The organism is Salinibacterium sp. G-O1 (assembly GCF_030063305.1).
Lineage (GTDB): Bacteria > Actinomycetota > Actinomycetes > Actinomycetales > Microbacteriaceae > Rhodoglobus.
In genome coordinates, this window is sequence record NZ_JASISV010000001.1 from 1,048,703 (window position 1) to 1,072,249 (window position 23,547).

A 23,547-nucleotide genomic window follows, 5' to 3' on the forward strand; every position below is an offset into this window, starting at 1 on the left:
CGCTTCTATTTGAGGTCATAATCCAGGGGTGCTCAACGTGGAGCACACCGCGACAAGCTTAATCTGTTTTTCCCGGTGCCCGCTGACCCGAATGGGAGGGGTCTAGCGTTATATTCATGCAATTTTACGAAACCACGCCTGCGCATGACCTCACATACTCGGATGTGTTCCTCGTGCCGTCGCGATCTGCGGTCGGCAGCAGGCTTGACGTTTCGCTGGCACCCCAGGACGGCAGCGCCGCGACGATCCCCATCGTGTCGGCGAACATGAACTCCGTCACCGGGCCGCGCCTGGCAGCGACCCTCGCTCGGCGTGGCGGGTTGGGCGTGCTTCCGCAGGACATGCACCTTCAGGACATGGATGCCGCGATCCGCTGGGTGAAATCGCAACCCATCGCTTTTGACGCGGCCGTCAGCCTTGCGCCGCACGACACCGTCGCGACGGCTCTCTCGCAGTTGCTGCCCACATCCGGACACGGCATCGTCATTCACGATCAGGATGGGGTGTTTCTCGGCGTGATTCCTGCGGAGCGGCTCGCTCACGCGCTTCCGGAGGCGCCACTCGGCGATCTGCTGGGCGGCGCGCTGGCGTCGATCGATATCGACGAGATCGATGGACCGAGGGCCGCGTTCGACCTCATGGTGGAGGCAGACATCGACTTCGCGCCGATCATGCACAACGGCACCGTGGTGGGAACGCTCAGCCGCACCGGGGCTCTTCGCTCGACTCTCTACTCGCCGGCCCTCGACTCTCTCGGTCGCCTCTCGGTTGCTGCCGCGGTCGGGATAAACGGTGATGTCGCCGGCAAGGCGAGCGCACTCGCCGAGGCCGGTGCAGATGTGATCGTCATCGACACGGCCCACGGGCACCAGGACGGCATGGTGCGAGCCATTGCCGCTGTCGCCGCGCTCGACCTCGGTCTGCCCATCGTGGCGGGCAACGTGGTGTCGGCCGCGGGGGTGCGTGATCTGGTTGGTGCTGGGGCGACCATCATCAAGGTCGGGGTGGGGCCGGGGGCGATGTGCACCACTCGCATGATGACGGCGGTGGGCCGCCCGCAGTTCTCCGCCGTTCTGGAAACCGCAACCGAGGCGACAAAACTCGGGGCTCACGTGTGGGCAGACGGCGGTGTGCGATACCCGCGTGACGTCGCGCTGGCACTTGCGGCGGGCGCGGCATCCGTCATGATCGGTTCCTGGTTCGCCGGCACCATCGAAGCGCCGGGCACGCTTGCGCGGGACGATGATGGCCGCGCCTACAAGGAGAGCTGGGGCATGGCGTCGACGAAGGCCGTGCGTGAGCGTTTCGACAGGCTCGATGCCTACGAGCTGGCCCGCAAGACCCTCTTTGCCGAAGGAATCTCGAGCTCCAGGATCTATCTCGACCCGCTGCGCCCGTCACTCGAAGACCTGATCGACATGATCACCTCGGGGGTGCGCAGCTCCCTGAGCTACGCGGGAGCCACCACCCTCGCCGAGTTCCGCGACCGAGCGCTCGTGGGCATCCAGTCTGCCGCCGGATACGAGGAGGGCAAGGCGCTGCCCGTCAGCTGGTAGACGGCAAAACATCGCATCGGATGCCGCTGTTTCACCGGTACACTTGGACGAATAATGGACGACCCTCCCAGTAGCCGCCCTCACGTTGGTCTCGCATGAATGAACTGATCCTTCTCGGGGTCGGCATCTTGCTCACTATCGGCACCGGATTCTTCGTCGCCTCGGAGTTCGCGCTCGTGAACCTCGATCGATCAGATCTTGAGTCTCGCGAGGGTCGCGGTGAGCGCGGACTCGGCATCGTGATCTCTGCGCTCAAGAAGACCTCGACCCACCTGTCGAGTGCCCAGCTGGGCATCACCCTGACGACTCTGCTCACGGGTTACACGCTCGAGCCCGCCTTCAGCGTGTTCCTGACGCCGGTGTTCGCGGGATTCCTGCCGGATGGCGTCGTCCCGATCGTGACGACGATCATCGCGATCAGCATCGCGACGCTGTTGTCGATGATCATCGGTGAACTCGTGCCGAAGAACCTCGCCCTCGCCGTGCCTCGGGCGACCGCCAAAATCGTTGTTCCGTTCCAGGTGGTCTTCACTGCGGTATTCAAGCCGGCCGTCACAGTGCTCAACAACACGGCCAACGGCATCCTTCGCACGATCGGAATCGAGCCGAAGGAGGAGCTTTCCGGGGCTCGAACTGCCGAAGAACTGATCTCGCTCGTACGACGCTCGGCCAGCGAGGGAAGCCTCGATCGTGACACGGCAACCCTGCTTGCCCGAACGCTGGCCTTCGCTGATCACACCGCGCAGGATGTCATGACTCCCCGACCGAGGCTCGCGAGCATCGACCGCACAGACTCCGCGCAGGACGTCATCGACCTCGCGCGCCGCACCGGTTTTTCGCGATTCCCCGTGCTGGACGACAGCATCGACGACGTGGTCGGGTTCGTTCACGTCAAGCAGGCCGTTGCCGTTCCGCGAAAGAAGCGATCAAAGGTTCCGGTATCTGCCCTCCAGTCAGACGCGCTCAGGGTGCCCGAGACGATGAAGCTGGATTCGTTGCTCTCTGAGCTCAGGGGTCGCGGATACCAGATGGCCGTCGTGCTCGACGAGTACGGCGGAACCGCGGGGGTGGCCACCCTGGAAGACCTCGTCGAGGAGCTCGTCGGTGAAGTGTCCGATGAGCACGATCGCACGAAGGCCGACGTTGTGCGCTCCCGGGATTGGTTCACCTTCCCCGGCATTCTCCGGCCAGACGAGCTGCTCGAACGCACCTCGGTCGTGGTTCCCGAGGAGGGGCCGTACGAGACCGTGGCGGGGTGGCTGATGAGTGAACTTGGCCGCTTACCGAAGGTGGGGGACACCATCGAGATCGATGCAGGAGTGTTCCGCATCGAGCGACTCGATGGGCGCCGCATCGACCGCGTGCGCTACACGCCGGCCCCGGCCGAAGATATGGCCAAAACAGACCGGAGTGACTCCTGATGGACGTATGGGGAATCGTTTGGCTGTTTGTTCTGCTGGCGGTGAATGCCTTCTTCGTTGCCGCGGAATTCGCGGTGATTTCGGCGAGGCGCTCGCAGATCGAACCGAAGGCCGAAGCAGGGTCGAGGTCAGCCAAGACCGCTCTGTGGGCGATGGAGCACGCCACCCTCATGCTCGCGGCGTGCCAGCTGGGCATCACCGTGGCGTCACTGCTGATCCTGAACGTGTCAGAGCCGGCAATCCATCACCTGCTCGAGATACCGCTGGCGCTCACCGGTCTTCCCGAAGAGGTGATCGGTACCATCGCCTTCATCATTGCGCTGCTACTCGTGTCGTTCCTTCATGTGGTGCTCGGCGAGATGGTGCCCAAGAACATGTCGTTCTCCATCCCGGATCGGGCCGTGCTGATCCTCGCGCCGCCGCTCGTCTTCGTGGCGACGATCTTCCGTCCGATCATCGTCGCGCTCAACGCCATCGCGAACGGGATCCTGCGGCTGGTCGGAGTGCAACCGAAGAGTGAGGCGAACAGCGTGTTCACCCTCGACGAGGTGGCGACGATTGCCGCGCAGTCGACCCGGGAGGGTGTGCTCACCGATGCGGGCGGCACGCTCAACGCCGCATTCGAGTTCACCTCAAAAAAGGTTCAGGATGTCGCTATCGCGATGACCGCCATCGTGACGCTGCCCGAGGCTGCCGCTCCAGCCGACGTGGAGAAGGCCGTCGCGAGGCACGGTTTCTCGCGCTACATCCTCGTCAACGATGAGGGGGAGCCCACCGGCTACCTGCACCTTAAGGACGTCATCGGCGTGGAGGAAGACGAGTTCTTTCTGCCCGTATTGCCGAAGCGAATCCGACAGTTGATCTCGATCTACCGGGGATCCGACCTCGAGGATGCCCTCGCCACCATGCGCAGGTCAGGGGTGCACGTGGCTCGGGCGTTCGACGAGAGCGGTTCCACCCAGGGCGTGCTATTCCTCGAGGACATCATCGAGGAGCTCGTCGGCGAGGTCCAGGACGCGACGCGGCGACGCTAGTTTCACCGCGGTCGCAGGCTCCCTCGGCGCTGGCACGTTTCTAGACGCTGTAGCGGGCCCTCTCGTATTGCGCCGGGTAATAGTCGAGCTCGACCCCGAGTTCGGCGGCGGCGCGCCACGCGAAGTGTGGGTCGCGCATCATCTCGCGACCCATCATCACGACATCGGCGCGCCCCGATTCGATGATGTCGTTTGCCTGGCGTGCCTCGGTGATGAGCCCAACGGCACTCACCTGAGCATCGGCGTTCTCATGCACGAATTCGGCAAAGGGCACCTGGTAGCCGGGGCTGAGCGGGATCGTCGCCCCGCTCACCAGGCCGCCGGTCGAGATGTCGAAGAAGTCCGCCCCGGCGTCGCGCACCCAGCCCACGACGGTAGACGTCTGCTGCTCATCCCATCCGCCCTCCGCCCAGTCTGTGGCAGAGAAACGCACGAGGATCGGCACCTCGATGGCGACGGCGGCACGAATGGCGGTCACGATCTCCACGAGCAGACGCGCACGGTTCTCGAGGCTGCCGCCGTACTCGTCGGTGCGCAGATTGGACAGGGGCGACAGGAACTGGTGCAGAAGATACCCGTGCGCCGCGTGGATCTCGAGCAACTGGAATCCTGCATCGATGGCGCGGTGGGCGCCCGCCACGAAGTCAGCCACGATTCCCGGCAGTTCGGCGGCATCAAGCGCGCGCGGTGTCTCGTAGCCCTCGAAGGCGATGGCGGAGGGGGCGACGGTCTGCCATCCGCCGTCGTCGACAGACCAGCTGCCGCGGTGGTGGTCCCACTGGCGAGCGGTGGATGCCTTGCGTCCGGCGTGGGCAAGCTGCATTCCTGCGACAGCGCCCTGAGACCTGATGAAGCTTGCGATGGGTGCCCAGCCATCGCGCTGCTCGTCGTTCCAGATGCCGGTGTCCTGCGGCGAGATCCGTCCGTCGGCGTTCACCGCGGTCGCCTCGGTCATCACCAGTCCTGCACCGCCGAGGGCGAATGAACCGAGGTGCACGAGATGCCAGTTCGTGGGCACCCCATCCCTCTTCTCGACCGAGTATTGGCACAGGGGCGCAACCCAAAGTCGGTTGCGGAAGGTGGTGCCCCGAAGCGTGAGCGGGGAGAAGAGGGAGGTCATGACTGTAGTGAACGCAGGAAGGTGCCCAGACCTTCCGCATTCGTGAAATGGTGGGTCGTCACCCCGAGCAGGGCAGCAGCATCGGTGTTGATGGACTTGTTGTCGATGAAGATCATCTCGTCGAGCTGGATGCCGAGCTCGCGGGCGACCTCCGCGTAAATGGCGGGGTCAGGCTTGATTGAGTCCATCTCTGCGCTGACAAAGACCCGTTCGAAGAATGTCCCCATGGGGGAGTACCTAAAACCGCTCGAAAAATCGAACCCGGCGTTGGAAAGGATCGCGAGCCTGGTGCCGCCGTCGTGCAGCTCCTCGATGAGGTCGACTGTGGCCGGCTCGATGCTCCACCAGCTGCGGAAGTCGGCGACCCACAGTTCGTGCACCTTTGACGCACGCCAGGTGACGCCGAGATCTGCGGCGATCAGTGCCCAATATTCGCGGATGCTCGTGGTGCCCTGGTCAAGGCCGTCGCGGTGGGACCAGTACGACGCCCAGAAGGGTTCGGCGTCGCAGCCGGAGACTGCGAGGAGTGCGCTGGTGTCGCTTTCGCTCGGCGAACGGGAGATCACCTCGCCGTAATCGAAGACGACTGTGCGACGGGGGATGCTGATGACCATCGCACCAAACTATCGTGAGGCTATGAGTGCGTACACGTCATGGACTGTGCAGGATGCCGCGGAGCGAATCGCAGTGCCCGCCACGGACGACGATAAATACTCGCGCGGGGTTCTCGGGGTGATCACCGGCTCGACCATGTACCCGGGCGCTGCCGTGATCGGCGTGGAGGCGGCGCTGCGCACCGGTGTGGGGATGGTTCGCTACCTCGGCCCGGAGCGCGCGGCAGATCTGGTGCTGCAGCGGCGGCCCGAGGCAGTGATCAGCGACGGTCGAGTGCAGGCCTGGCTGATGGGCTCGGGCATGGATCACGTCGAGCGCGAAAGCCTGCCACACATGGTCGCCGCTTTGGCGCAGCCGGTGCCCGTCGTGCTCGACGGGGGTGCGCTCGATCTTCATTCGCGGGCGGGCGGCCCGGTCGTGGTCACGCCACACTTCCGCGAACTGGCGCGGTTGTTGGGTGCCGACGTCTCGGATGTCGCCGCTGACCCGTCGGCGTGGGCGCGAAAAGCGGCAGACGCTCTTGGCGTCACAGTGCTGCTCAAGGGGCACACGACGTACGTCGCTGGACCCGGCATCTCACTGAGCGCCGCGTCTGCACCCACCTGGCTGGCGACGGCGGGGGCCGGCGACGCCCTCGCCGGCATCCTCGGCGCACTGGTGGCCACCCATTCGCGCGAGGTTCAGGATGACCCCACCGAGCTCGCGCGGCTTGCAGCGACGGCGGCGGTGGTGCATGGTCTCGCGGCCGAGCGGGCCTCGGCCGGTGGCCCGCTCACCGTCCTCGATCTGGCAGCCGCGGTGCCGGCGACGATCGGCGCGCTGCTGCGCGGCTGAATCAGCGTCAGCCCACCGCGCGGTCGCTCAGAGTGACCGGGCTACGCTAGCGAGATGACGGAATCCACGCCCCGGCTACGCGGCGTCGATCGTCTCCTGGGCAGTCGCCCGGCCGCCTGGGCGGGCTTCATCGTGGTGCACGCGTGGCTCGCCTGGTTGTGCCTCTTCGGTCGGCATGAGGGCATGAACGATGTGTCGTCCGTCTACCGTCAGTGGGTCGAGCAGGCGCTCGACACCGGCGTCATCGTGGGGATCGACTCTGCCTGGGTCTATCCCATCCTCGCCATCGTGCCGATGCTCGCGGCCGCGGCATTCGGCACTGCCCACTACGTGGCCACCTGGGTGGCGCTGGTCGTTGCCGTCAACGCGCTGGCCTTCGCCGTCATCGCCACGGGCACTCGTGTACGCGTGGCGTGGTGGTGGCTCGCATTCTTGGTCGCGCTGGGCCCCATCGCCCTTGCTCGCATCGACGCGATCACCGTGTCTCTCGGAGTCGTCGGTGTTCTGATGCTTTCGACGAGGCCCAGACTCGCCGGCGTGGTGCTGGCGGTGGCGACCTGGGTGAAGGTCTGGCCCGCCGTGCTCATCGCCGCGGCCGTCGTGACGTCGCGCAGCCGCTGGCGAATTGTGCTGGCCGGCGCGGTGGTGTCTGCGGGCGTGGTGATTCTGGCGCTTATCCTCGGGGGCGGCGCCAGAATCCTCAGTTTCGTCACCGAACAAGCCGGTCGAGGCCTGCAGATCGAGGCTCCCATCACCACATTCTGGATGTGGGCTGCCTTCACCGGGCAGCCGGGCGCTTCGGTCTATTTCGACCACGAGATCATCACCTACCAGGTGACCGGTGCCGGTGTGGATGTCGCTGCGGCAGCCATGACTCCGCTCCTGGTGGTCGTGGTGGCCGTTGTACTCGCGCTCGGCGTGAGGGCGGTACGGGCCGGGGCGACCATGGCCCAGGTTTTGCCCTCACTCTCGCTTTCTCTCGTGGTCGCGCTCATCGCGGTGAACAAGGTGGGCTCGCCCCAGTTCATCGGTTGGATCGCTGTTCCGATCGTGCTCGGGCTCGCGATGGCGGGCGGATCATTCCGAACGCCGGCATTTATCGCGCTCGGGATTGCTGCACTTACGCAGGTAATCTATCCCTATTTGTACTTCGATCTGGTGACGCTGCAGCCGGGGATGCTGCTGGCTCTGACCCTGCGGAATATCCTTGAGTTCGTGCTGCTTGGCTGGGCCATCCGAGCGCTCGTACTATCGCCGAGCCGGCGCCCGCTGGCCACCCTATGAAGGAGTTGTCATGCTCGTAGCATTCTCGGTAGCACCCAGCGGAGGGTCAGGCGAGGGCGATTCGGTGCATGCCGCGGTGGCTGCTGCCGTGCAGGTGGTGCGCAATTCCGGTCTTCCCAACAGCACCGACTCGATGTTCACCACCATCGAGGGTGAGTGGGACGAGGTCTTCGACGTCGTTAGGCGCGCGACCGACGCCGTGGCCGCCTATGGCACGAGGGTGTCTCTCGTGCTGAAGGCAGACATCCGACCCGGTCACACCGGGGAACTCAACGGCAAGGTTGAGCGACTCGAGCGTGCCATCGCCGACGCAAATCTCGATTGAATCGAATCGTTTCGATTTTGTGATTTCGGCCGTAGGATGAAGTCGGCTCGACGGTGAGTGCACTTCCACACACTCTCGTCGATCGGACCATTTGTGACACTCTCACCACCGGCTGTCATGCCGCTCAGCCCCACCCGTGTTCGTCTCGCGCTGCTGGCGCTCGCGCTCGGGGGCTTCGGAATCGGGCTCACCGAGTTCGTCGCGATGGGGCTGCTGCCCAACCTCGCGTCTGACCTGCTTCCGGCGCTGTGGGCACAATCGCACGAGCGCGCGAATGCGCAGGCCGGCTGGCTGATCACGGCGTACGCGCTCGGCGTCGTGGTGGGTGCCCCCACAATCGCAGCTCTTGCGGCCCGGTTCCCGCGAAAACAATTGCTGCTCGCGTGCGTCGGCGTCTTCGTGCTCGGCACTGTCGCGTCTGCGCTGCTTCCCACCTTCGGCCTCGTGCTCATTGCGCGGTTCATCGCGGCATTGCCACACGGCGCCTATTTCGGAATCGCCGCCCTGGTTGCTGCGTCGTTGATGGGGCCAGGCAAGCGCGGTCGAGGCGTCGCTCTGGTGCTCTCCGGCCTCACGATCGCCAACGTCATCGGCGTTCCCTCCATCACCTACCTGGGGCAGCAATCCGGATGGCGTATTGCCTACCTGGTGGTCGCCGCAGTGTTCGCACTGACCTTCGTGGCGGTGCTGCTGGTGGTGCCGATGCAGGACGGCGACCGCAGCGCGACCATGAAGCGGGAACTCTCGGCGCTGGCGCGCCCCCAGGTGTGGCTGGCCCTGCTGATCGGCGCCCTGGGATTCGGCGGCTTCTTCGCGGTCTACACCTACATCTCACCGCTGGCCACGAACGTCACGGGGCTCGAGCCGGGAATGGTGCCCTTCGTGCTGGTCGCTGCCGGTATCGGCATGACGATCGGCAACCTGATCGGCGGCCGGGCGGCCGACCACAGCATCATGGGCACGTTGTTTGTCTGTTTTGGCGTCTTTGCCGCAGCGCTCACCGGTCTCGCACTCACCGGCCAGCATCCGGTGGGGCTCTTCGTGTTCGTGTTCCTGGTGGGCGGGGCGGCGGCGGCGCTGTCGCCGGCCATCCAGACCCGGCTCATGGATGTCGCGGGCGACAGTCAGACGCTGGCCGCCGCGATCAACCACTCGGCCTTGAATCTCGGCAACAGCCTCGGCGCGTGGCTTGGCGGCGTGACAATCGCCGCAGGCTTCGGCTATCTCTCTCCGGCGTGGGTCGGACTCCTACTGTGCGTTCCGGGAGTCGCGCTGGCGGTCATCAGCCTCGCCGCGCAACGTTCCACGGCGCGACGTCGCGCCGAAGCCGAGGTTGAACTCGACTTCGGGCGTGGGGTCCCAGAGCTCGTTGAGAGCGACTCCCAGGCTTAGAACTGGCGGGGCAGGTCTGCCTCGACGAGGATGCCGTCCTCGAGGGCACGCTTGCGCAGGGCCACCTTGGTGCCGACGTCAAAGCCAGCGACGCGGTACTTCTCGCGGATTCGCTTGAGGTAGCTCTTCGCGGTCTCCTCGGAAATGCTGAGCTGGAACGCGACGGCCTTGACCGGCTCGCCTCCGCCGTAGAGTGCCATGACCCTGCGCTCCTGGGCGCTGAGCTTGGGGGAGCCCCCGACCTCGCCCGCATTGAGGGCCAGGTCAAGCTCTGCTGAGATGAACGACTCGCCGTTGGATGCCGCGCGGATAGCCTCGACGATCATTCCGGCGTCTTCGCTCTTCACGAGGTAGCCGAGCGCTCCAGCGCCCAGGGCCTCACGTACCACGTTCGGCTCGGAGTATGTGCTCATGAGCACGACCCTGACGCCGGTGGTGCGCAGCGTATTGATCTTCAGCGAGACCGGGATGTTGTCTTTGAGGTCGAGGTCGAGAAGAACGACGTCGACGGGAAACTCGGGGTGCGTGATCAGCTCGGGCCAGGTCGGCACCGCCACCACCATGTCAATGTCTGTGGCGGCATTGGTGATCCACTCGGTCAGCGCGCCGAGCAGCATCCTGTGGTCGTCAACGAGTGCAACACGGATTCGTTTGATCTGGTCGGTCACGGTAGGTCCTCTGTTTGGGTTACTGGTCTGCTGGATTGTCGACGAGGCAGGCTATCTCTACCCGCAGCGTGGAGTTCTGAGTTGAGTCACTGTACTGGCCGATCTTGCCCAGAGCTTCCCACGTTGCCGGGTCGACTTTGTTCCGGGAAACGCCGGTGATGGTGAGCGTGATGGGAATCGTGATCTTTCGTCCATAGCCTGTCTCGACCGATTGCGTGACGGGGCCCACCGCGATCTGCACGCTGCGCGTTGCACTCTTCGCGGCGTCGTTGATGAGAAGCCAGACCGAAGACAACAGCCCATCACGCTGCTGGGGGTCGAGCAGCCCGGCGAGGCTCCCCTTATCGGCAAGGGTGACGGTTTTTCCGAGCAGGTCTGATTCGGTGATGGCGTGGTAGAGCCACGTTTCCCGACGGCCCTCGATGAGATGAAGCCTGAGTTCGGTGGCGAGGGAGGCAGCAACCGACGCTGTCCTGGGGTCGAGGGGAAGCTTCGTGCGGCCGGTCGAGACGGAGTCGAGCAGCTCCTCTGCGGCCAGGTCAAGTCGGGCGAGCTCTTCTGAGGCCATCATCCCGACGGCGAAACGGGGAGCAGACACCGTGCTCTGCACCAGAACCCGGTCGAGTTCGACCTGCACCAGCCTGCGGAAACCTCTGACCAGCACGACCGCGATTAGTGCTGGCACCACCGTGAGCGCGAGGGTGGTCACCTGCGGCGCGAGGTTGGCCGGTGTGAGCGACGTGTTGAGCAGGATGCAGACGATGAAGGCAGCGCCGATAAATCCGGCAGTGACAAGGATGTCGGATGCCCGCCTCGTGACGACGACACTGACGAGCGCGACGCCGGCAGCCACGGACGCCGTCGCGTAGTGGCCGATGTCGTTCAGCGGCCAGATCGCATAAAAGTCGAGGGCGATCGTGACGCTCAGGCCCGCCACAAACAGCGCAAACATCCAGTTCGGCAGCTCTCCGACGACAGCCCGCGACACGATGATGGTCGCGATGAGCACACCGATCAGAACGACCCAGGCAGCGAGGGCGATGAGCGGATCAGGGTACGAGTCCCAGAGCGCTACCAGCCAGATCAGGCAGTAAATGGTGAGCAGGCCGCAGACGACTATCGCTCCGACACCGATGAAACCTATTCCCAGGCTGGACCTGAGGGGAGTGGCGGCCCGGATGACGCGGCGCGTGGCATCGGCTTCACGCCGCTTGCCTCGGCCGAGGATGACGCCGAGCGTGTTCTCCTCGGGGGGTGAATACGTCATCGCGGCACCTCCAGGACCACTGTGGTGCCAGACCCGGGTGACGAGAACAATCGCGCCCTGCCGCCAACCTCCTTGAGTCGGCCCACCACGGACTCCTTGAAGCCCAGCCGTGCCGAATCGACATCATCGAGCAGGAAGCCAACGCCGGCATCAGTGATCATGGCTCTCACCGTAGTTTCGTCGTCGGTGATGGTGACGTGGGCCTCGGTGACGCCGGAGTGCCGTCGAACATTCTCGAGGCATTCAGCAAGTGCCAGCAAGAACGCATCGAGCACTTCGCTGGGGAGCAGCACCTGCCCGGTACCGTGCCAGCTGACCTCGAGGCCCATTCGGCCGAATCGCTGCTTCACAGACTCGAGGGTGGTGCCAAGGACGGTCTCCTCGACCTTCTCGAGGTTGTAGTTGCCCGAAGACTGCGGGGTGGGGGTGGCGCCGAGCCTGAGCTGGCGCAGGAGTCTCGCATCGTCCGCTGACTGCTGGCGCATGGCATCCGGTGCCACGCCGACTCCCGAGTGTGCGAGCAGCGTGAGGGTCGCAAGAACCGTGTCGTGAAGGAGCCTCGCGCCCTGCCGCCGCTGTGCCTCAGTTTCGCTGGCCTGTCGCTCTGCCCGGTGTGCCCGCCCGATGCTTGCGATCCTACGAGCGACCTGTGGCACTCCGGCACTGACCCAGAAGCCGATGACGGCGGCGACGGTCCATCCAAGAACGATCGCCGACAGTGTGCGGGAGATGGGCTGGGAGGCCAGCGTCAGAAGCGCGGTCGTCAGGCTCACCATGACGAAACCGGTGACGAGGGCGACACGACGCACAGTGTCGATGGTGAGAACGATCGCGGCCGAGGCCAGTGAGGCGCCAGCGATCTGCATGACGGCAGAGATCGCCGACTGGCTCGGGCTGGTGAGAGGAAGCGTGGTGACGAGCACGATGATCGTGAGACCGACGAAGTACGACGCGACGACCCAGCCGAGTGAGCGGCTGCGACCCATCATGAACTGGAAAAAACCGAGGACAACGTAGAGCGGGAAGCAAATCGCGTATGTGGCGAAATCGACGGCGCCAGGCAGGCTAAGGCAGACGAGGGAAACGACGGTGAAGCTCAGGCCGAAAACTCGGGCGGTGCGCTGGAGCAGGCGGTTGCGCTCCTTGTCTATGAGGTCCATATATCGCTCATAGTTCCATATTCTGACCCTAAAAAGGGGGTGGCGCACCGCAGGTCACAGCAGAGTTGAGACAGTTGCTCGTCGATTCGGGCCAGCCGCGTGTTCACAGATCCAGCAGACGCTCGATCTGAGGACCCACCAGCGCATCCTCGATGAGAAAACCGTCGTGGCCGAATTGCGAGGAGATCAGGTGAGGATGATCCCCGTCAATGTTGCCGGGGGCATAGGCGGCGATGTGATCCTGGTCGACCGGCGGAAAGAGCCGGTCGCTGTCGATGGCGAGGATGAGCGCAGGCATCGTCACCCGTGCGAGAGCTTCTGCCGTGCCTCCTCTGCCCCGACCGACGTCGTGCGAGTTCATCGCCCCGAGGAGCGTGAGGTAGCTGTTCGCATCGAAACGTCGCGTGAACTTGTTGCCGTGGAAGTCGAGGTAGCTTTCAACGGCGTAGCGTCCGCCATCGCCCAGCGGGCTGACCTCGCTTTGCGCACTGCGTTCGAACCGGTCGTTCAGCTCGCTTGAAGACCGGTAGTTGAGCAGTGCCATGCGTCGAGCGAGCGCCAACCCACGGTGGGGCCCGTCCCCGTCGGCTGCCTCGTAGTACTCACCGTCCGCGAAAGCAGGATCGATCCTGACCGCCTCGACCTGTACCGAGTTGAGTGCGATCTGGTCGGCGCTCGAGAACGCGGGCGCCGCGAGCACGGCAACGCGCTCGACACGCTCCGGATAGCTCGTAGCCCACTCGAGCGACTGCATGCCGCCCATCGAGCCGCCGATGACCGCGGCCCAACGATCGATGCCCAGCGCATTCGTGAGCGCCAGTTGGGCATCCACCTGGTCGCGAATAGTGATGAACGGAAAGCGTGGACCCCACTCCGCACCGTCGGGGGAGTATGAGGCAGGTCCCGTGCTGCCCTGGCAGCCGCCGAGCATGTTGGGGGCGACCACGAACCACCGGTCGGTGTCGATGGCTTTGCCGGGGCCGACGAGACCGTTCCACCAGCCGCCGGTGGCGTGCCCAGGGCCGGGCCGGCCCGCGACATGACTGTCCCCGGTCAGCGCATGGGCGATCAGGATCGCGTTGCTCGAGTCGGCGTTGAGCGTGCCGATGGTCTCGTAGGCGATGCGTACAGACGGCAATACGCCGCCACGTTCGAGGGTGGTGTGCCCGATCGACAGGAACCGTCGCGAGCCCGCTGGGTCGCCTTCGCGCCAGGCGCCGGAGGCCGGGGGCTTGCCCAGCACTGAGCGCGCGTTGGCCTCGGTAATAAATGCCGAGGGAACGGTGTCTTCGGGGGTTTGCCAGTCCATGTCCCTCCCAGTATCGCGAACAAACCGGGGCGCCGTCGTTTGTTACAACGACGACGCCCCGGTGAGGTCAATCTCTGTGGCGGATCTAGGCGGAAGTGCTCGCTGCCGCCGTGATGCTGCGGGCTGCATCGAACCCGAGCTGGAGGTCGGCCTTCAGGTCTTCGATATTCTCGATTCCCACTGACAGACGGATGAGACCGGGGGTCACGCCCGTCGTGAGCTGCTGCTCGGGGGTGAGCTGCGAGTGGGTCGTCGAGGCCGGGTGGATGATCAGGCTGCGCACGTCGCCGATGTTGGCGAGGTGGCTGAATAGCTCGACATTCTCAACGACGGCGCGGCCGGCATTGACCCCGCCCTTGAGCTCGAACGAGACGACAGCGCCGACGCCCTGGGGCGCGTACTTGTTGGCGGCGGCGTACCAGGGGCTCGACGGCAGCCCCGAGTAGTTGACCGATGCGACGTCGTCGTGATTCTCGAGCCATTCGGCGATGTGCTGAGCGTTCTGTACGTGGCGCTCGATGCGAAGGCTGAGGGTTTCGATGCCCTGAATGATGGCGAACGAGCTGTCGGGGGAGAGCGCAGCGCCGGTGTCGCGCAAAATGGTGACGCGCGCTTTGATGACGAAGGCGATCGCGTCACCGAGAACCGTGGTGTAGCTGGCCCCGTGGTAGCTCGGGTCAGGCTCGGTCAGTCCGGGGAACTTGTCAGCGTTTGCCGCCCACGGGAACCTGCCGCCGTCGACGATGACGCCCGCGATGACGGTTCCGTGCCCGCCGAGGAACTTCGTCGCCGAGTGCACGACGATGTCTGCCCCGAATTCGAACGGGCGAATCAGGTATGGCGTCGCGATCGTGTTGTCGACGATGAGCGGGAGGTCGTTCTCGTGAGCCACCGCGGCAACACTCTCGATGTCGAGGATGTTGATTTTCGGGTTACCGATGGTCTCGGCAAAGAACAGCTTCGTGTTCGGCCGAACGGCGGCCGCCCACTCGGCGGCGTCATCCTGATCTTCAACGAAGGTGACCTCGATGCCCAGCTTGCTGAGGGTGTACTTGAACAGGTTGTAGGTTCCGCCGTAGATCGAGGATGACGACACGATGTGGTCGCCAGCGCCCGCGATGTTGAGCACGGCGTAGGTGATCGCCGATGATCCGGATGCCACGGCGAGGGCTGCCGTACCGCCCTCGAGTGCTGCGACCCGCTGCTCGAGAACGTCGGTGGTCGGGTTCATCAGTCGCGTGTAGATGTTGCCGAACTCCGCCAGCGCGAAGAGGTTCTGTGCATGCTCGGTGCTGTTGAAGACGTATGACGTCGTCTTGTAGATCGGCGTCGCGCGAGCGTTCGTGGTCGGGTCGGGCTTCGCCCCGGAATGGATCTGCTTTGTCTCGAACTTCCAGTCACTCATCGGGTCTCCTTCGAACTGCACGGGGCGCAGGATCGTGATCCTGCATCGTGGAAGGAGCTTACGTTCGGGAATCCCGTGCGGCAACAGTCGGTGAAACACGACGTAACGAAGGGAACGGGTTCAGAGCGAGTAGTCGTGCGAGAGTAGTTCGGTGCTGTGCGCCGAGGATGAGCACATCGCCGAACTGAGCGCGACGGTAACTATCCCGAACGACAGATCCATGGCATCGCCCCGGCCGGGGTCGCGATGCATGTCCGCAATCATTGACGACCACAGCAGCAGGAAGAGCGAAAAGCCATGAACGATTCCGCACCCATTGACGCACCCGAGGTCGCTGGCGCCCCCGCCGGCCGACCGATCTGGACAGCGCCAAAGGGAGTCAGCGACAAGCGCACGTGGGCATCGCTCGCCGTGCTGCTGGTGGGCCTGTTCATGTCGCTGCTCGACACCACCATCGTGAATGTCGCTCTGCCGTCGATCCGCGACAGCATCAATGCAGACGAGGCAACGCTGGCCTGGATCATCTCCGGCTATGCCCTCGCTTTCGGTCTCGTGCTCATCCCGGCCGGCCGCGTCGGCGACCGGATTGGCCACAAGTGGGTCTTCATCGCCGGACTCGCGCTCTTCACGGCCGCGAGTGTCTTCGCGGGCGTCGCCCAGGACTCGACACAGCTCATCGTTGCGAGGGTGCTGCAGGGCATCGGTGGCGGAATCTTCTTTCCCCCGGTGACGGCATTCATCCAACTGCTGTTCCCTCCAATGAAGCGAGGAAAGGCCTTCGCGATTCTTGGCGCAGTGTTGGGGGTTTCCTCCGCGCTCGGCCCTGTCGTCGGCGGTCTGCTCATCGAGGCCTTCGGGGAACAGAGCGGGTGGCGCTACATCTTCTTCGTGAATCTGCCGATCGGCGTCGGAGGGCTCATCGCCGCAGCGATCGTGCTGCCGAAACTTGCGCCGGGTCTGAAAACGACGATGGACCTGTTCGGACTGCTGCTGCTCGCCGGCTCGCTCGTGGCCATCCTCGTGCCGCTGATCCAGGGCCAGGAGGAGGGTTGGCCGCTCTGGACGTACCTCTCCATCGGTGGCGGACTAATGCTTCTCTTCCTGTTCGCGCTGTGGGAGAGGCGATTGGCCTCTCGCGGGAGGTCGCCACTGGTGCCACCCCACCTTTACTCGCACGCCGCGTTCACCGGGGGCACGATTCTCGCGCTCGTCTACTTCGCGGCCTTCACCAGCATTTTCTTCACGATTTCGCTGCTGTGGCAGGCGGGCCTCGGTCACACCGCGCTCGAGTCGGGGCTCGTGTCGATCCCGTTCGCGATCGGAAGCATCGTCGGAGCCTCGCAGAGTGACCGCGTGGCCGTGATGCTTGGCAGGGGAGTGCTCGTGCTCGGCGCATCCATGGTGCTTGCTGGCCTTGTCTCGCTGTGGCTCATCCTTCTGACTGTGCCGGGCAGCGACCTCACAAGCTGGACGCTGCTCGGTCCGTTGGCGGTCGCCGGCCTCGGCAGCGGCTTCTTCATCGCGCCGAACAACCGGTTCATTGTGGCCACTGTCGACACCTCGGAGGCGGGTGCCGCCAGCGGTGTAATCGGCACGATGCAGCGGATCGGCAGCGCCATCGGAATCGCAGTGGTGTCGAGTGTGCTCTTCGGGGTCACCGATCTGGCAGGCGTTGGCGGAGAGATCAAGCAGAAGGTCGCGGCAGCCCTGGAAGCTGGCACCTACGCCAGCCCCGAGCTCGCCGGGGAGGCGATCTCGAAGATCGTCCTGGAGGCGCATTTCATGGAGGGCGCGACCGTCGCCATGTTCGTCAGCGCCATGTTCGCAGTCGCCGCCCTCGCTCTGGTGTTCACGCTGCCAAAACGAGTGCAGCTGCACTAGCCCGCGACCGGGTCAGGACTTGAGGCCCTCTTTGTCGACAAATAGCCACGCGGCCCGCGGCTCGACCAGCGGCCGGAAGATCCTCCGCACGATGGGGGTGCCGAGGACGAGCGCGATCACGATCCCCGCGAGGATCATCCCGGGAAGCAGGAGCGCCGGTGGGTCGTCACCCTTGAGCAGGTCAGACTGGCGAAGGGGATACAACACAAACGTGTGCAGCAGGTAGATGTACATCGTCGCCTGGCCCCACGCGGTGATGGCGGTGTTGCGGCGCGGGATCAGCACGATGAAAGCGGCGATGAGAATGGTGGTCAGCACAATCCCCCCGAGCCTCACTGCGCCCGCCCACCACACGGTTGCGTCCATCCCGGAATATGAGTCGTCATAGAAGAACCAGTGATGGAGCGAGATCGCCTTGAACTCTTTGACGTTCAGGACGATCACCGCGATCCACACTCCGAACACGAGCACGGCACCGCCGCGGATCCACAGGCTCGCGCGCGCGGTCGCGTCGTTCCATCGATCGATGAAGCCCCACCCCTTCAGCTGCCACCCGAGCACGAAGAAGGGGAGGATGCCGATGGCGCGCGACAGCGAAAAGGTACTGTCCACGTTGCTGAAGTACCCAACGCCGATGGAGAGAACCACCGACAGCAGGAGCGGAAATCGGACGAGCGCGAGGTAGGGCAGAACGAGCCGGAAGATGGCCAGCGCGAGCAGGAACCACAGGGTCCAGCTGGCTTTCGTCGGGTTAAAGTCCTGACTCCCCGTGACAACGAACTGCACCACGGTCCAGATCGCTTCCATGATGAAATACGGCAGCAGGATGTCGGTGAGCACCCTCTTCATCTGGGAGGCGTTGGGTGGCCCGGGCTTTGAAAAATAGCCGCTGATCACGGCAAATGCCGGCATGTGGAACGAGTAGATGAGTAGGTAGACGACGTAGGCGCTGTCGGAGGCGCCGGTGAGCCGCTGGATGCTGTGACCGACGACCACGAGGGTTACCGCGAGAAACCGGGCGTTGTCCCACATCGGCACGCGCTTCTTCGTTGTGGAAGCAGGGATCACGGGGGCTGAGGTCGTCACCCAACCCACAGTAGCCGCGCTACTTTTATTCCATGACTTCTGTGACCGATTCTGCCGCGCCCGAATCCACCACGACCAGACGTGCCGTCGTCACCGGGGCGAGTTCCGGCATCGGCGCAGCCACCGTCCGCCTGCTTCGCAAGCACGGCTGGGACGTCGTCGGCGTCGCCAGGCGTGCCGACCGGCTTGAGGCGCTCGCCGCCGAAACCGGCGCAGATGTCTTCGTCGCCGACGTCACAGTCCAGAGCGATGTGGATGCCCTGCGCGACTTTCTCGCGGCGCTCGGGCCGATCCACGCCCTGGTCAACAACGCGGGCGGCGCGCTGGGGCTCGAGAGTGTCGAGTCGAGCGACGCGGACGACTGGATCCGCATGTTCGATGTGAACGTGGTCGGGGTCAAGAGGGTCACGAGCGCGCTGTTGCCGCTGCTGCGGGCCGCCGTGGTGCCGGGCGCGAGTGCCGACATCCTCACCGTCACCTCGATCGCCGGTCACCTCGCCTACGAGGGTGGCGGAGGCTACGTCGCAGCCAAGCACGCGGTCGCATCCATGGTCGCCATCTTGAGGCTCGAACTGGCGGGGGAACCGATCCGGGTCACCGAAATCGCGCCGGGCATGGTGCACACCGACGAGTTCTCTCTTGTTCGCTTCGGAGGCGACCAGGCGAAGGCCGATGCCGTCTACGACAACGTTCCGAACCCGCTGTACGCAGAGGACATCGCCGTGGCAATGGTGCACATGCTCGAACTGCCGTTCTATGTGAACCTCGACCTCGTCACGATCAAGCCCGTTGCCCAGGCCGCGCCGCACAAGGTGATCAGGGGAGAGCTGAAGCCCCGGTGACCTCGCCCGGCTCGAGGGCGTCGTCGATGTCGGCGAACGCGAGCTTCGGCACCAGAAACAGCAGCACGGCCGCAACCAGCGCGCCAACGCCGCAGATCGCCCACACCGTCATGTAGCCCATCAGGCTTGATGCGGTGCTTCCGATCACGGTGACGGCGCCCATCGCGAGCACGATCCCGAAGATGGCCGAGGCGAACGAACCGCCGATGGTCTTCGTCGTATTGGTGAGCGCGGCGGCAATGCCGGTCTGCCCTGGTGGGGCGGCGGCTGCGGCCGCGGCCGGCATGGCCCCGACGAGAGCGCCAGAACCGATCCCGGCGATGAACATGTTGATGAAGACCTGATACGTCTCCAGGTGGAACGGGATGAACAGCAGGTATCCGGCCGCCACGAAGAACGCCGCGATGATCAGCGCGAACCTGGGGGAGCGTAAGCGGGATACCAGCGGGAAGAGCAGTGCCCCGCCGATCATGGAGATCAGATACACGCCGATCAGGGTGGATCGGTCGGTGGAGTCGAGACCCAGGCCGTATCCGTTCGACGGATCCGTGCCCGCGTATGCGCTCAGCGGAGCCTGTGCCCCCAGCAGGCTGATGCCGATCAGGAAGGCGGTGAGCTGCACCGGCCACATGTTCGGCTGGGCCAGCACCCGAAGGTCGATAGCCGGGTCTTTCTGCTTCAGCTCGTAGCGGGTGAACGGGATGAACGTGGCGATTCCCGCGGCGATGAGCAGGTATACCCACCATGCTTCGAGCCCGTTCAACCTGAGGAAGGTCAGCCCCGAAGTGATCAACAGCAGGCCAATAGTCAGGATGCTGAACCCCACGAAATCGAGGGAACGCCCCGGCAGCGGGGTTGACTCCGGCACGCCGAACAGGATGACGAAGAACACCAGGGTGACCGCAATCGCCGGGATCATGAGGGTGACAGGCACGTTCTCGCCGGTCCACCCGAACACCCTGCCGCCCAGAAGCGCGCCGATGATGGCCCCGGCCTCGAGGGCGACCACGAGGAATCCTGCAGCCTTGCGGGTCTGTGACGCCCCCTTGCCGGTGCGACGCCCCCTGTCGAAGATCAGCGCCACCTCCAGGGGAAGCCACACAACATAGAAGCCCTGAAGCGCCCAGGCGATGAGGAACGTCACAAAGTTGTCGGCGAACACCAGTCCCCAGCTCGCCAGGGCCGTCAGCACCGTCGAGATGAGCAGGATTTTCTTGTGGCCGTACATGTCGCCGAGTTTGGCGAGGATGGGTACGACGAGGGCCGAGAGCAGCAGCTGCGCTGCCTCGAACCAGTTGAAGTCTGCGTCTTTGATGCCGAGGTAGGTCACCAGATCGGTGATGAGAGGCACGTAATACCCCTGCAGCACCCCGCTGACGATTTCGACGAGGAAGAGATAGCCGATCAACCCGAAGGTGATGGCGCCAGCCTTGCCTCGCAGCGCGGACTTCCCCGGAAGAATACTCATGAACGGATCGTAGTGCCTCATCGGTGAAGGAAAAGGTCGACCCTGCCGAAGCCACGACGGTGGCGTTCGGCAGGGTCGACCTCGTGAGCTCGGCTATCAGGCCGTGCGGCGTCGTCTCGTCAGCACGAGGGCGGCGCCCAGGAGCAGCAGAATCGAGCCGAGGGCGAGCACCGGCGCGACCACGCCGCCCGTGTAGGCGAGCGATGGATCGGTGACAGAGCCATCAGCCGCAACCGTGATCGCGACCCAGCCGATGACCACGCCGGCGCTGTCCTGCACGGCCACTCGGTGCGTTCCCGCCGCGATGTTCGCCGGGAGGGTGGCCGAGATGGTGCCGTTGGACGCCACGAGCTGCCATCCGCCAAGGCTCACCGGTGCGGAGTAAACGAACGCGGCGACGTAATCACCTGCGTGGTCGCGGGCCATGGTGATGGTGAACGACTGGCCCGGTGTGAGAGTCGAGTCGCTCACCGAGATGAGCCCCTCCGTCTCCGGGGTTAGGCTCGATTCGCCAGCGGCAACCGGGGGAGTGGACGGGGCGCCCTTGGGCACCTCGAATGATCCGGTCTTGCTGATGTTGCCCGCAAGGTCGACCGCGCGGAAACGCACCGAGGCGGCATCCGAGGAGAAGACCAGCGGCTCCGTGTACGCCACGAAGTCGCCGTCCCCGAGCGAGTACTCGACCCGATCGACCCCCGAGAGCGCGTCGGTCCCGGTGAGGCTGAGCGTGCGCGCCGTCAGGGACGCGGTCACAGCCGGTGCCGTGGAGTCGCGGTTGACCGAAGCGCTGGCCTGGCCGACATTGCCCGCGGCATCCGTCGCCCTGACCTCAACGGTGAATTTGCCGTCGGTGTCGATCGCGATCGGTGCCGTGTACGCAGACCAGGCCGCCGAGCCGATGCGGTACTCCGCCCGCGGTGCTGAATCGGTCTCGTCGGCGATCGTCGCGGTAACCGTGGCGTTCGTGGTGACCCAGCCGTTGACGTTTGCTGCCGGTGTGACGGCCAGCGTCACGGTCGGCGCCACGGCGTCTTCAACGAGACCCTCAGCCCTGAAGTGATCCGAGTGCAGCCCGAATGACCGGGAGATCTTCGGCAGCCAGCACGCGTCACTGTGGTTGCCTTCCGGGTACACCTCCCAGGTGTGAGCGACTGACTTCCCCGTCAGCACGGCGTCCATCGAGCGTGCTGCGTCGTCGAAACGATATTCGTCGAACTCGCACGCGTCGAAGTACAGGCTGTAGTGATTCAGCTGCTCCGCGGTCATGGCCGTCGCTTGCGCAATGGGCGTCAGGCCGTACGGCGTGTAGCTGAGCGAACCGATGTGTGTTGCGATCGAGGTGAACTTGTCCGGGTTGCCGAATCCGATCGAGAAGGCACCGAATCCGCCCATCGACACGCCACTGAGAGCGCGGAAGTTCGCGTCGTCGATCGTGCGGTACTCGGAATCGACCTGCGGCATCATCTCCTGCAGGAACATGCTGCGCCACGGGTCGCTCGAAGTGTCTGAGTACCAGAGGGACTCACCGTCGGGCATGATCACGATGGATTCGGCGAGACCGCCGGTCGTGTACAGCTCGTCGAGCTTCGTGCCGAAGTCGCGCGGTTCCCACTCCTTGCTTCCGCCGTTGACACCGTGCAGCAGGTACACCGTGGGGTAGGTGCGGGTCGGTTCTGAGTAGTACGACGGAGGCAGGTACACCTGGTAGCTGCGTCGCTTGCCTTCCAAAGAGGAGTTGACGAAGTCGCCGAAGAACCGCGAGTGGTTGCCCAGCTCGAGGTTTGTGGATGGATCGACGACAAGGAACTGCTGGGTCTTCGGCTGGAACAGGTACGGTACGCCGTCCTTCGTGCCGGAAATCGTGCGGTTCGTGTCGACCACGAGGCCCGTCGAGTTCACGACAACTTCGACCTCGGAGTCCTGAAGGTTGAGTGTTCCGGATTGCTCCACCCACGACCGCAGTTCGCGCTCTCGACGATCCTTGTCGCGTCCGTCGTGGTTGTAGTCGGCGCCGAGGGTGGACAGGTAGGCATCCACGTCACCGGCAGCAAGTGCGGCCTTCTGGGCCGCGAGCAGGGCAGTCACAGCGTCAACCTGGGCGGAGCTTGCCGGGTCGCCCACGATGCCGTACACGTTCTCGCGCACTGCATCTTTGGAGAAGATGCCGACGGGGCCCTTGTACCAACCGCCTCCACCGCTCATGTCATACAGCCGCACGGCGAGAGTGTTCTCACCGCCGAAGACGGGTGCGGCTGCCGGCACCGGGTAGAGGCGCTTCTCGAACCACTGGCTCTTCGCATTGGGGGGCATGACTCCCGAACTGCCGATGAGCACACCGTTGAGGTAGGCCTCATCGACGTCGTCGAGGAACCCCAGCGAAGCGACGAGGTTGGTGCCCTCGGCTTGTGCGGGCAGATCGAAGGTCAAGCGGTACCAGGCAAATCCGTCGTAGCTGACGAACGGGCTTCCGTCGCCGGGAACCTGGATGCTGGACCAGCCGCTGTCATCGAAGGCCGGGTCAGCGTAGGTGGGGTCGTCACCCAGGGTGAATTGCCACGATCCCTCGAGATCTATGGACACGGAATTCTCAGCGGCAGCGGCGGGGGCCACTCCCACTACCAGGCCGGCGCTCGCGAGCACCGTCACGAGGGCTGCGGCGACGGCCCTCCGAATGGTCGATTGTCTTGTCATTTCTCCAACTTCGTTGTGAGGAGGACCTACGGGGAATGCGCACTCGGCGTGTGGCTCACGATGCACGATGATGCGGTCGTGGCTGAGGAGTCTGTGCACGTGCACAGACGACGCCAAAAAAATACGTGCCGTCCGTGCACGTTCACAGACTATGGATCGCTCTTCGGGGATGTCAACCATCTGAGCGGT

The 23,547-nt window shown here is 64.6% G+C and carries 20 protein-coding genes; 9 read left to right on the forward strand and 11 right to left on the reverse strand.

Annotated features, from left to right (window positions below; translation table 11 throughout):
* Positions 1 to 116 precede the first annotated feature (116 nt).
* The 3 genes from guaB1 (at position 117) to QMG83_RS05155 (ending at position 4,011) form a co-directional block, all read left to right on the forward strand.
* The gene (gene guaB1 / locus QMG83_RS05145) at positions 117 to 1,556 is read left to right on the forward strand and encodes a GMP reductase (RefSeq protein ID WP_283504257.1); all 1,440 of its coding nucleotides are present in this window, start codon (positions 117 to 119) and stop codon (positions 1,554 to 1,556) included.
* Positions 1,557 to 1,651: 95 nt separating this feature from the next.
* Positions 1,652 to 2,977 (forward strand): hemolysin family protein, encoded by a 1,326-nt coding sequence (locus QMG83_RS05150; RefSeq protein ID WP_283504258.1) that lies wholly within the window; start codon positions 1,652 to 1,654, stop codon positions 2,975 to 2,977.
* The gene (locus tag QMG83_RS05155) at positions 2,977 to 4,011 is read left to right on the forward strand and encodes a hemolysin family protein (protein ID WP_283504259.1); all 1,035 of its coding nucleotides are present in this window, start codon (positions 2,977 to 2,979) and stop codon (positions 4,009 to 4,011) included. Before QMG83_RS05150 ends, QMG83_RS05155 begins: the two co-directional genes overlap by 1 nt.
* Before the next feature lie 40 nt (positions 4,012 to 4,051).
* On the opposite strand, the gene QMG83_RS05160 is transcribed toward QMG83_RS05155, so the two are convergent.
* Together QMG83_RS05160 and QMG83_RS05165 are read right to left on the reverse strand one after the other, a co-directional pair.
* Positions 4,052 to 5,131 carry an NADH:flavin oxidoreductase/NADH oxidase gene (locus tag QMG83_RS05160; protein ID WP_283504260.1) on the reverse strand — a complete coding sequence of 360 codons (1,080 nt, stop codon included), beginning with the start codon at positions 5,129 to 5,131 and terminating at the stop codon, positions 4,052 to 4,054.
* Positions 5,128 to 5,745: an HAD family hydrolase gene (locus QMG83_RS05165; protein WP_283504261.1), complete on the reverse strand. Its 618-nt coding sequence runs from the start codon at positions 5,743 to 5,745 to the stop codon at positions 5,128 to 5,130. Before QMG83_RS05165 ends, QMG83_RS05160 begins: the two co-directional genes overlap by 4 nt.
* Here QMG83_RS05165 and QMG83_RS05170 point away from each other — a divergent pair.
* From QMG83_RS05170 to QMG83_RS05185, 4 genes are all read left to right on the forward strand, one after another.
* Positions 5,738 to 6,580, forward strand: coding sequence for an ADP-dependent NAD(P)H-hydrate dehydratase (locus tag QMG83_RS05170; protein ID WP_283504262.1), 843 nt, complete (start codon positions 5,738 to 5,740; stop codon positions 6,578 to 6,580). The two genes, QMG83_RS05165 and QMG83_RS05170, sit on opposite strands and share 8 nt — an antisense overlap.
* A gap of 54 nt (positions 6,581 to 6,634) precedes the next feature.
* Positions 6,635 to 7,864: a glycosyltransferase family 87 protein gene (locus QMG83_RS05175; protein ID WP_283504263.1), complete on the forward strand. Its 1,230-nt coding sequence runs from the start codon at positions 6,635 to 6,637 to the stop codon at positions 7,862 to 7,864.
* A 10-nt stretch (positions 7,865 to 7,874) separates the two neighbouring features.
* Positions 7,875 to 8,189 carry a thiamine-binding protein gene (locus QMG83_RS05180; protein WP_283504264.1) on the forward strand — a complete coding sequence of 105 codons (315 nt, stop codon included), beginning with the start codon at positions 7,875 to 7,877 and terminating at the stop codon, positions 8,187 to 8,189.
* Positions 8,190 to 8,306: 117 nt separating this feature from the next.
* A complete protein-coding gene (locus tag QMG83_RS05185) occupies positions 8,307 to 9,581 on the forward strand; it encodes an MFS transporter (protein WP_283504538.1) in 1,275 nt (424 codons plus the stop codon).
* Here QMG83_RS05185 and QMG83_RS05190 read toward each other — a convergent pair.
* From QMG83_RS05190 to QMG83_RS05215, 6 genes are all read right to left on the reverse strand, one after another.
* Positions 9,578 to 10,249 carry a response regulator transcription factor gene (locus tag QMG83_RS05190; protein WP_283504265.1) on the reverse strand — a complete coding sequence of 224 codons (672 nt, stop codon included), beginning with the start codon at positions 10,247 to 10,249 and terminating at the stop codon, positions 9,578 to 9,580. The genes QMG83_RS05185 and QMG83_RS05190 overlap by 4 nt on opposite strands.
* A 19-nt stretch (positions 10,250 to 10,268) precedes the next feature.
* Positions 10,269 to 11,516, reverse strand: a complete 1,248-nt coding sequence (locus tag QMG83_RS05195; RefSeq protein ID WP_283504266.1) for a hypothetical protein — start codon at positions 11,514 to 11,516, stop codon at positions 10,269 to 10,271.
* Positions 11,513 to 12,676: a sensor histidine kinase gene (locus tag QMG83_RS05200; RefSeq protein WP_283504267.1), complete on the reverse strand. Its 1,164-nt coding sequence runs from the start codon at positions 12,674 to 12,676 to the stop codon at positions 11,513 to 11,515. The genes QMG83_RS05195 and QMG83_RS05200 overlap by 4 nt, the downstream gene beginning before the upstream one ends.
* A 103-nt stretch (positions 12,677 to 12,779) precedes the next feature.
* Positions 12,780 to 13,985 (reverse strand): homoserine O-acetyltransferase MetX, encoded by a 1,206-nt coding sequence (gene metX / locus QMG83_RS05205; RefSeq protein WP_283504268.1) that lies wholly within the window; start codon positions 13,983 to 13,985, stop codon positions 12,780 to 12,782.
* A gap of 85 nt (positions 13,986 to 14,070) precedes the next feature.
* On the reverse strand, positions 14,071 to 15,390 hold the full coding sequence (locus tag QMG83_RS05210) for a bifunctional o-acetylhomoserine/o-acetylserine sulfhydrylase (RefSeq protein WP_283504269.1): 1,320 nt from the start codon (positions 15,388 to 15,390) through the stop codon (positions 14,071 to 14,073).
* Positions 15,391 to 15,510: 120 nt separating this feature from the next.
* Positions 15,511 to 15,642: a hypothetical protein gene (locus tag QMG83_RS05215; RefSeq protein ID WP_283504270.1), complete on the reverse strand. Its 132-nt coding sequence runs from the start codon at positions 15,640 to 15,642 to the stop codon at positions 15,511 to 15,513.
* Between the two features lie 45 nt (positions 15,643 to 15,687).
* Between QMG83_RS05215 and QMG83_RS05220 the strand changes: the two genes are divergently transcribed.
* Positions 15,688 to 17,271 (forward strand): MFS transporter, encoded by a 1,584-nt coding sequence (locus QMG83_RS05220; protein ID WP_283504271.1) that lies wholly within the window; start codon positions 15,688 to 15,690, stop codon positions 17,269 to 17,271.
* A gap of 12 nt (positions 17,272 to 17,283) precedes the next feature.
* Here QMG83_RS05220 and QMG83_RS05225 read toward each other — a convergent pair whose 3' ends face one another.
* The gene (locus QMG83_RS05225) at positions 17,284 to 18,357 is read right to left on the reverse strand and encodes an acyltransferase family protein (RefSeq protein WP_283504272.1); all 1,074 of its coding nucleotides are present in this window, start codon (positions 18,355 to 18,357) and stop codon (positions 17,284 to 17,286) included.
* A 32-nt stretch (positions 18,358 to 18,389) separates the two neighbouring features.
* Between QMG83_RS05225 and QMG83_RS05230 the strand changes: the two genes are divergently transcribed.
* Complete coding sequence (locus QMG83_RS05230) at positions 18,390 to 19,199, forward strand: SDR family NAD(P)-dependent oxidoreductase (protein WP_283504273.1); 810 nt, start codon at positions 18,390 to 18,392, stop codon at positions 19,197 to 19,199.
* Here the strand turns inward: QMG83_RS05230 and QMG83_RS05235 are convergent.
* Together QMG83_RS05235 and QMG83_RS05240 are read right to left on the reverse strand one after the other, a co-directional pair.
* Positions 19,174 to 20,667, reverse strand: a complete 1,494-nt coding sequence (locus QMG83_RS05235; protein WP_283504274.1) for an MFS transporter — start codon at positions 20,665 to 20,667, stop codon at positions 19,174 to 19,176. The genes QMG83_RS05230 and QMG83_RS05235 overlap by 26 nt on opposite strands.
* A 96-nt stretch (positions 20,668 to 20,763) precedes the next feature.
* Positions 20,764 to 23,358: an OmpL47-type beta-barrel domain-containing protein gene (locus QMG83_RS05240; protein WP_283504275.1), complete on the reverse strand. Its 2,595-nt coding sequence runs from the start codon at positions 23,356 to 23,358 to the stop codon at positions 20,764 to 20,766.
* Between the last annotated feature and the right edge of the window lie 189 nt (positions 23,359 to 23,547).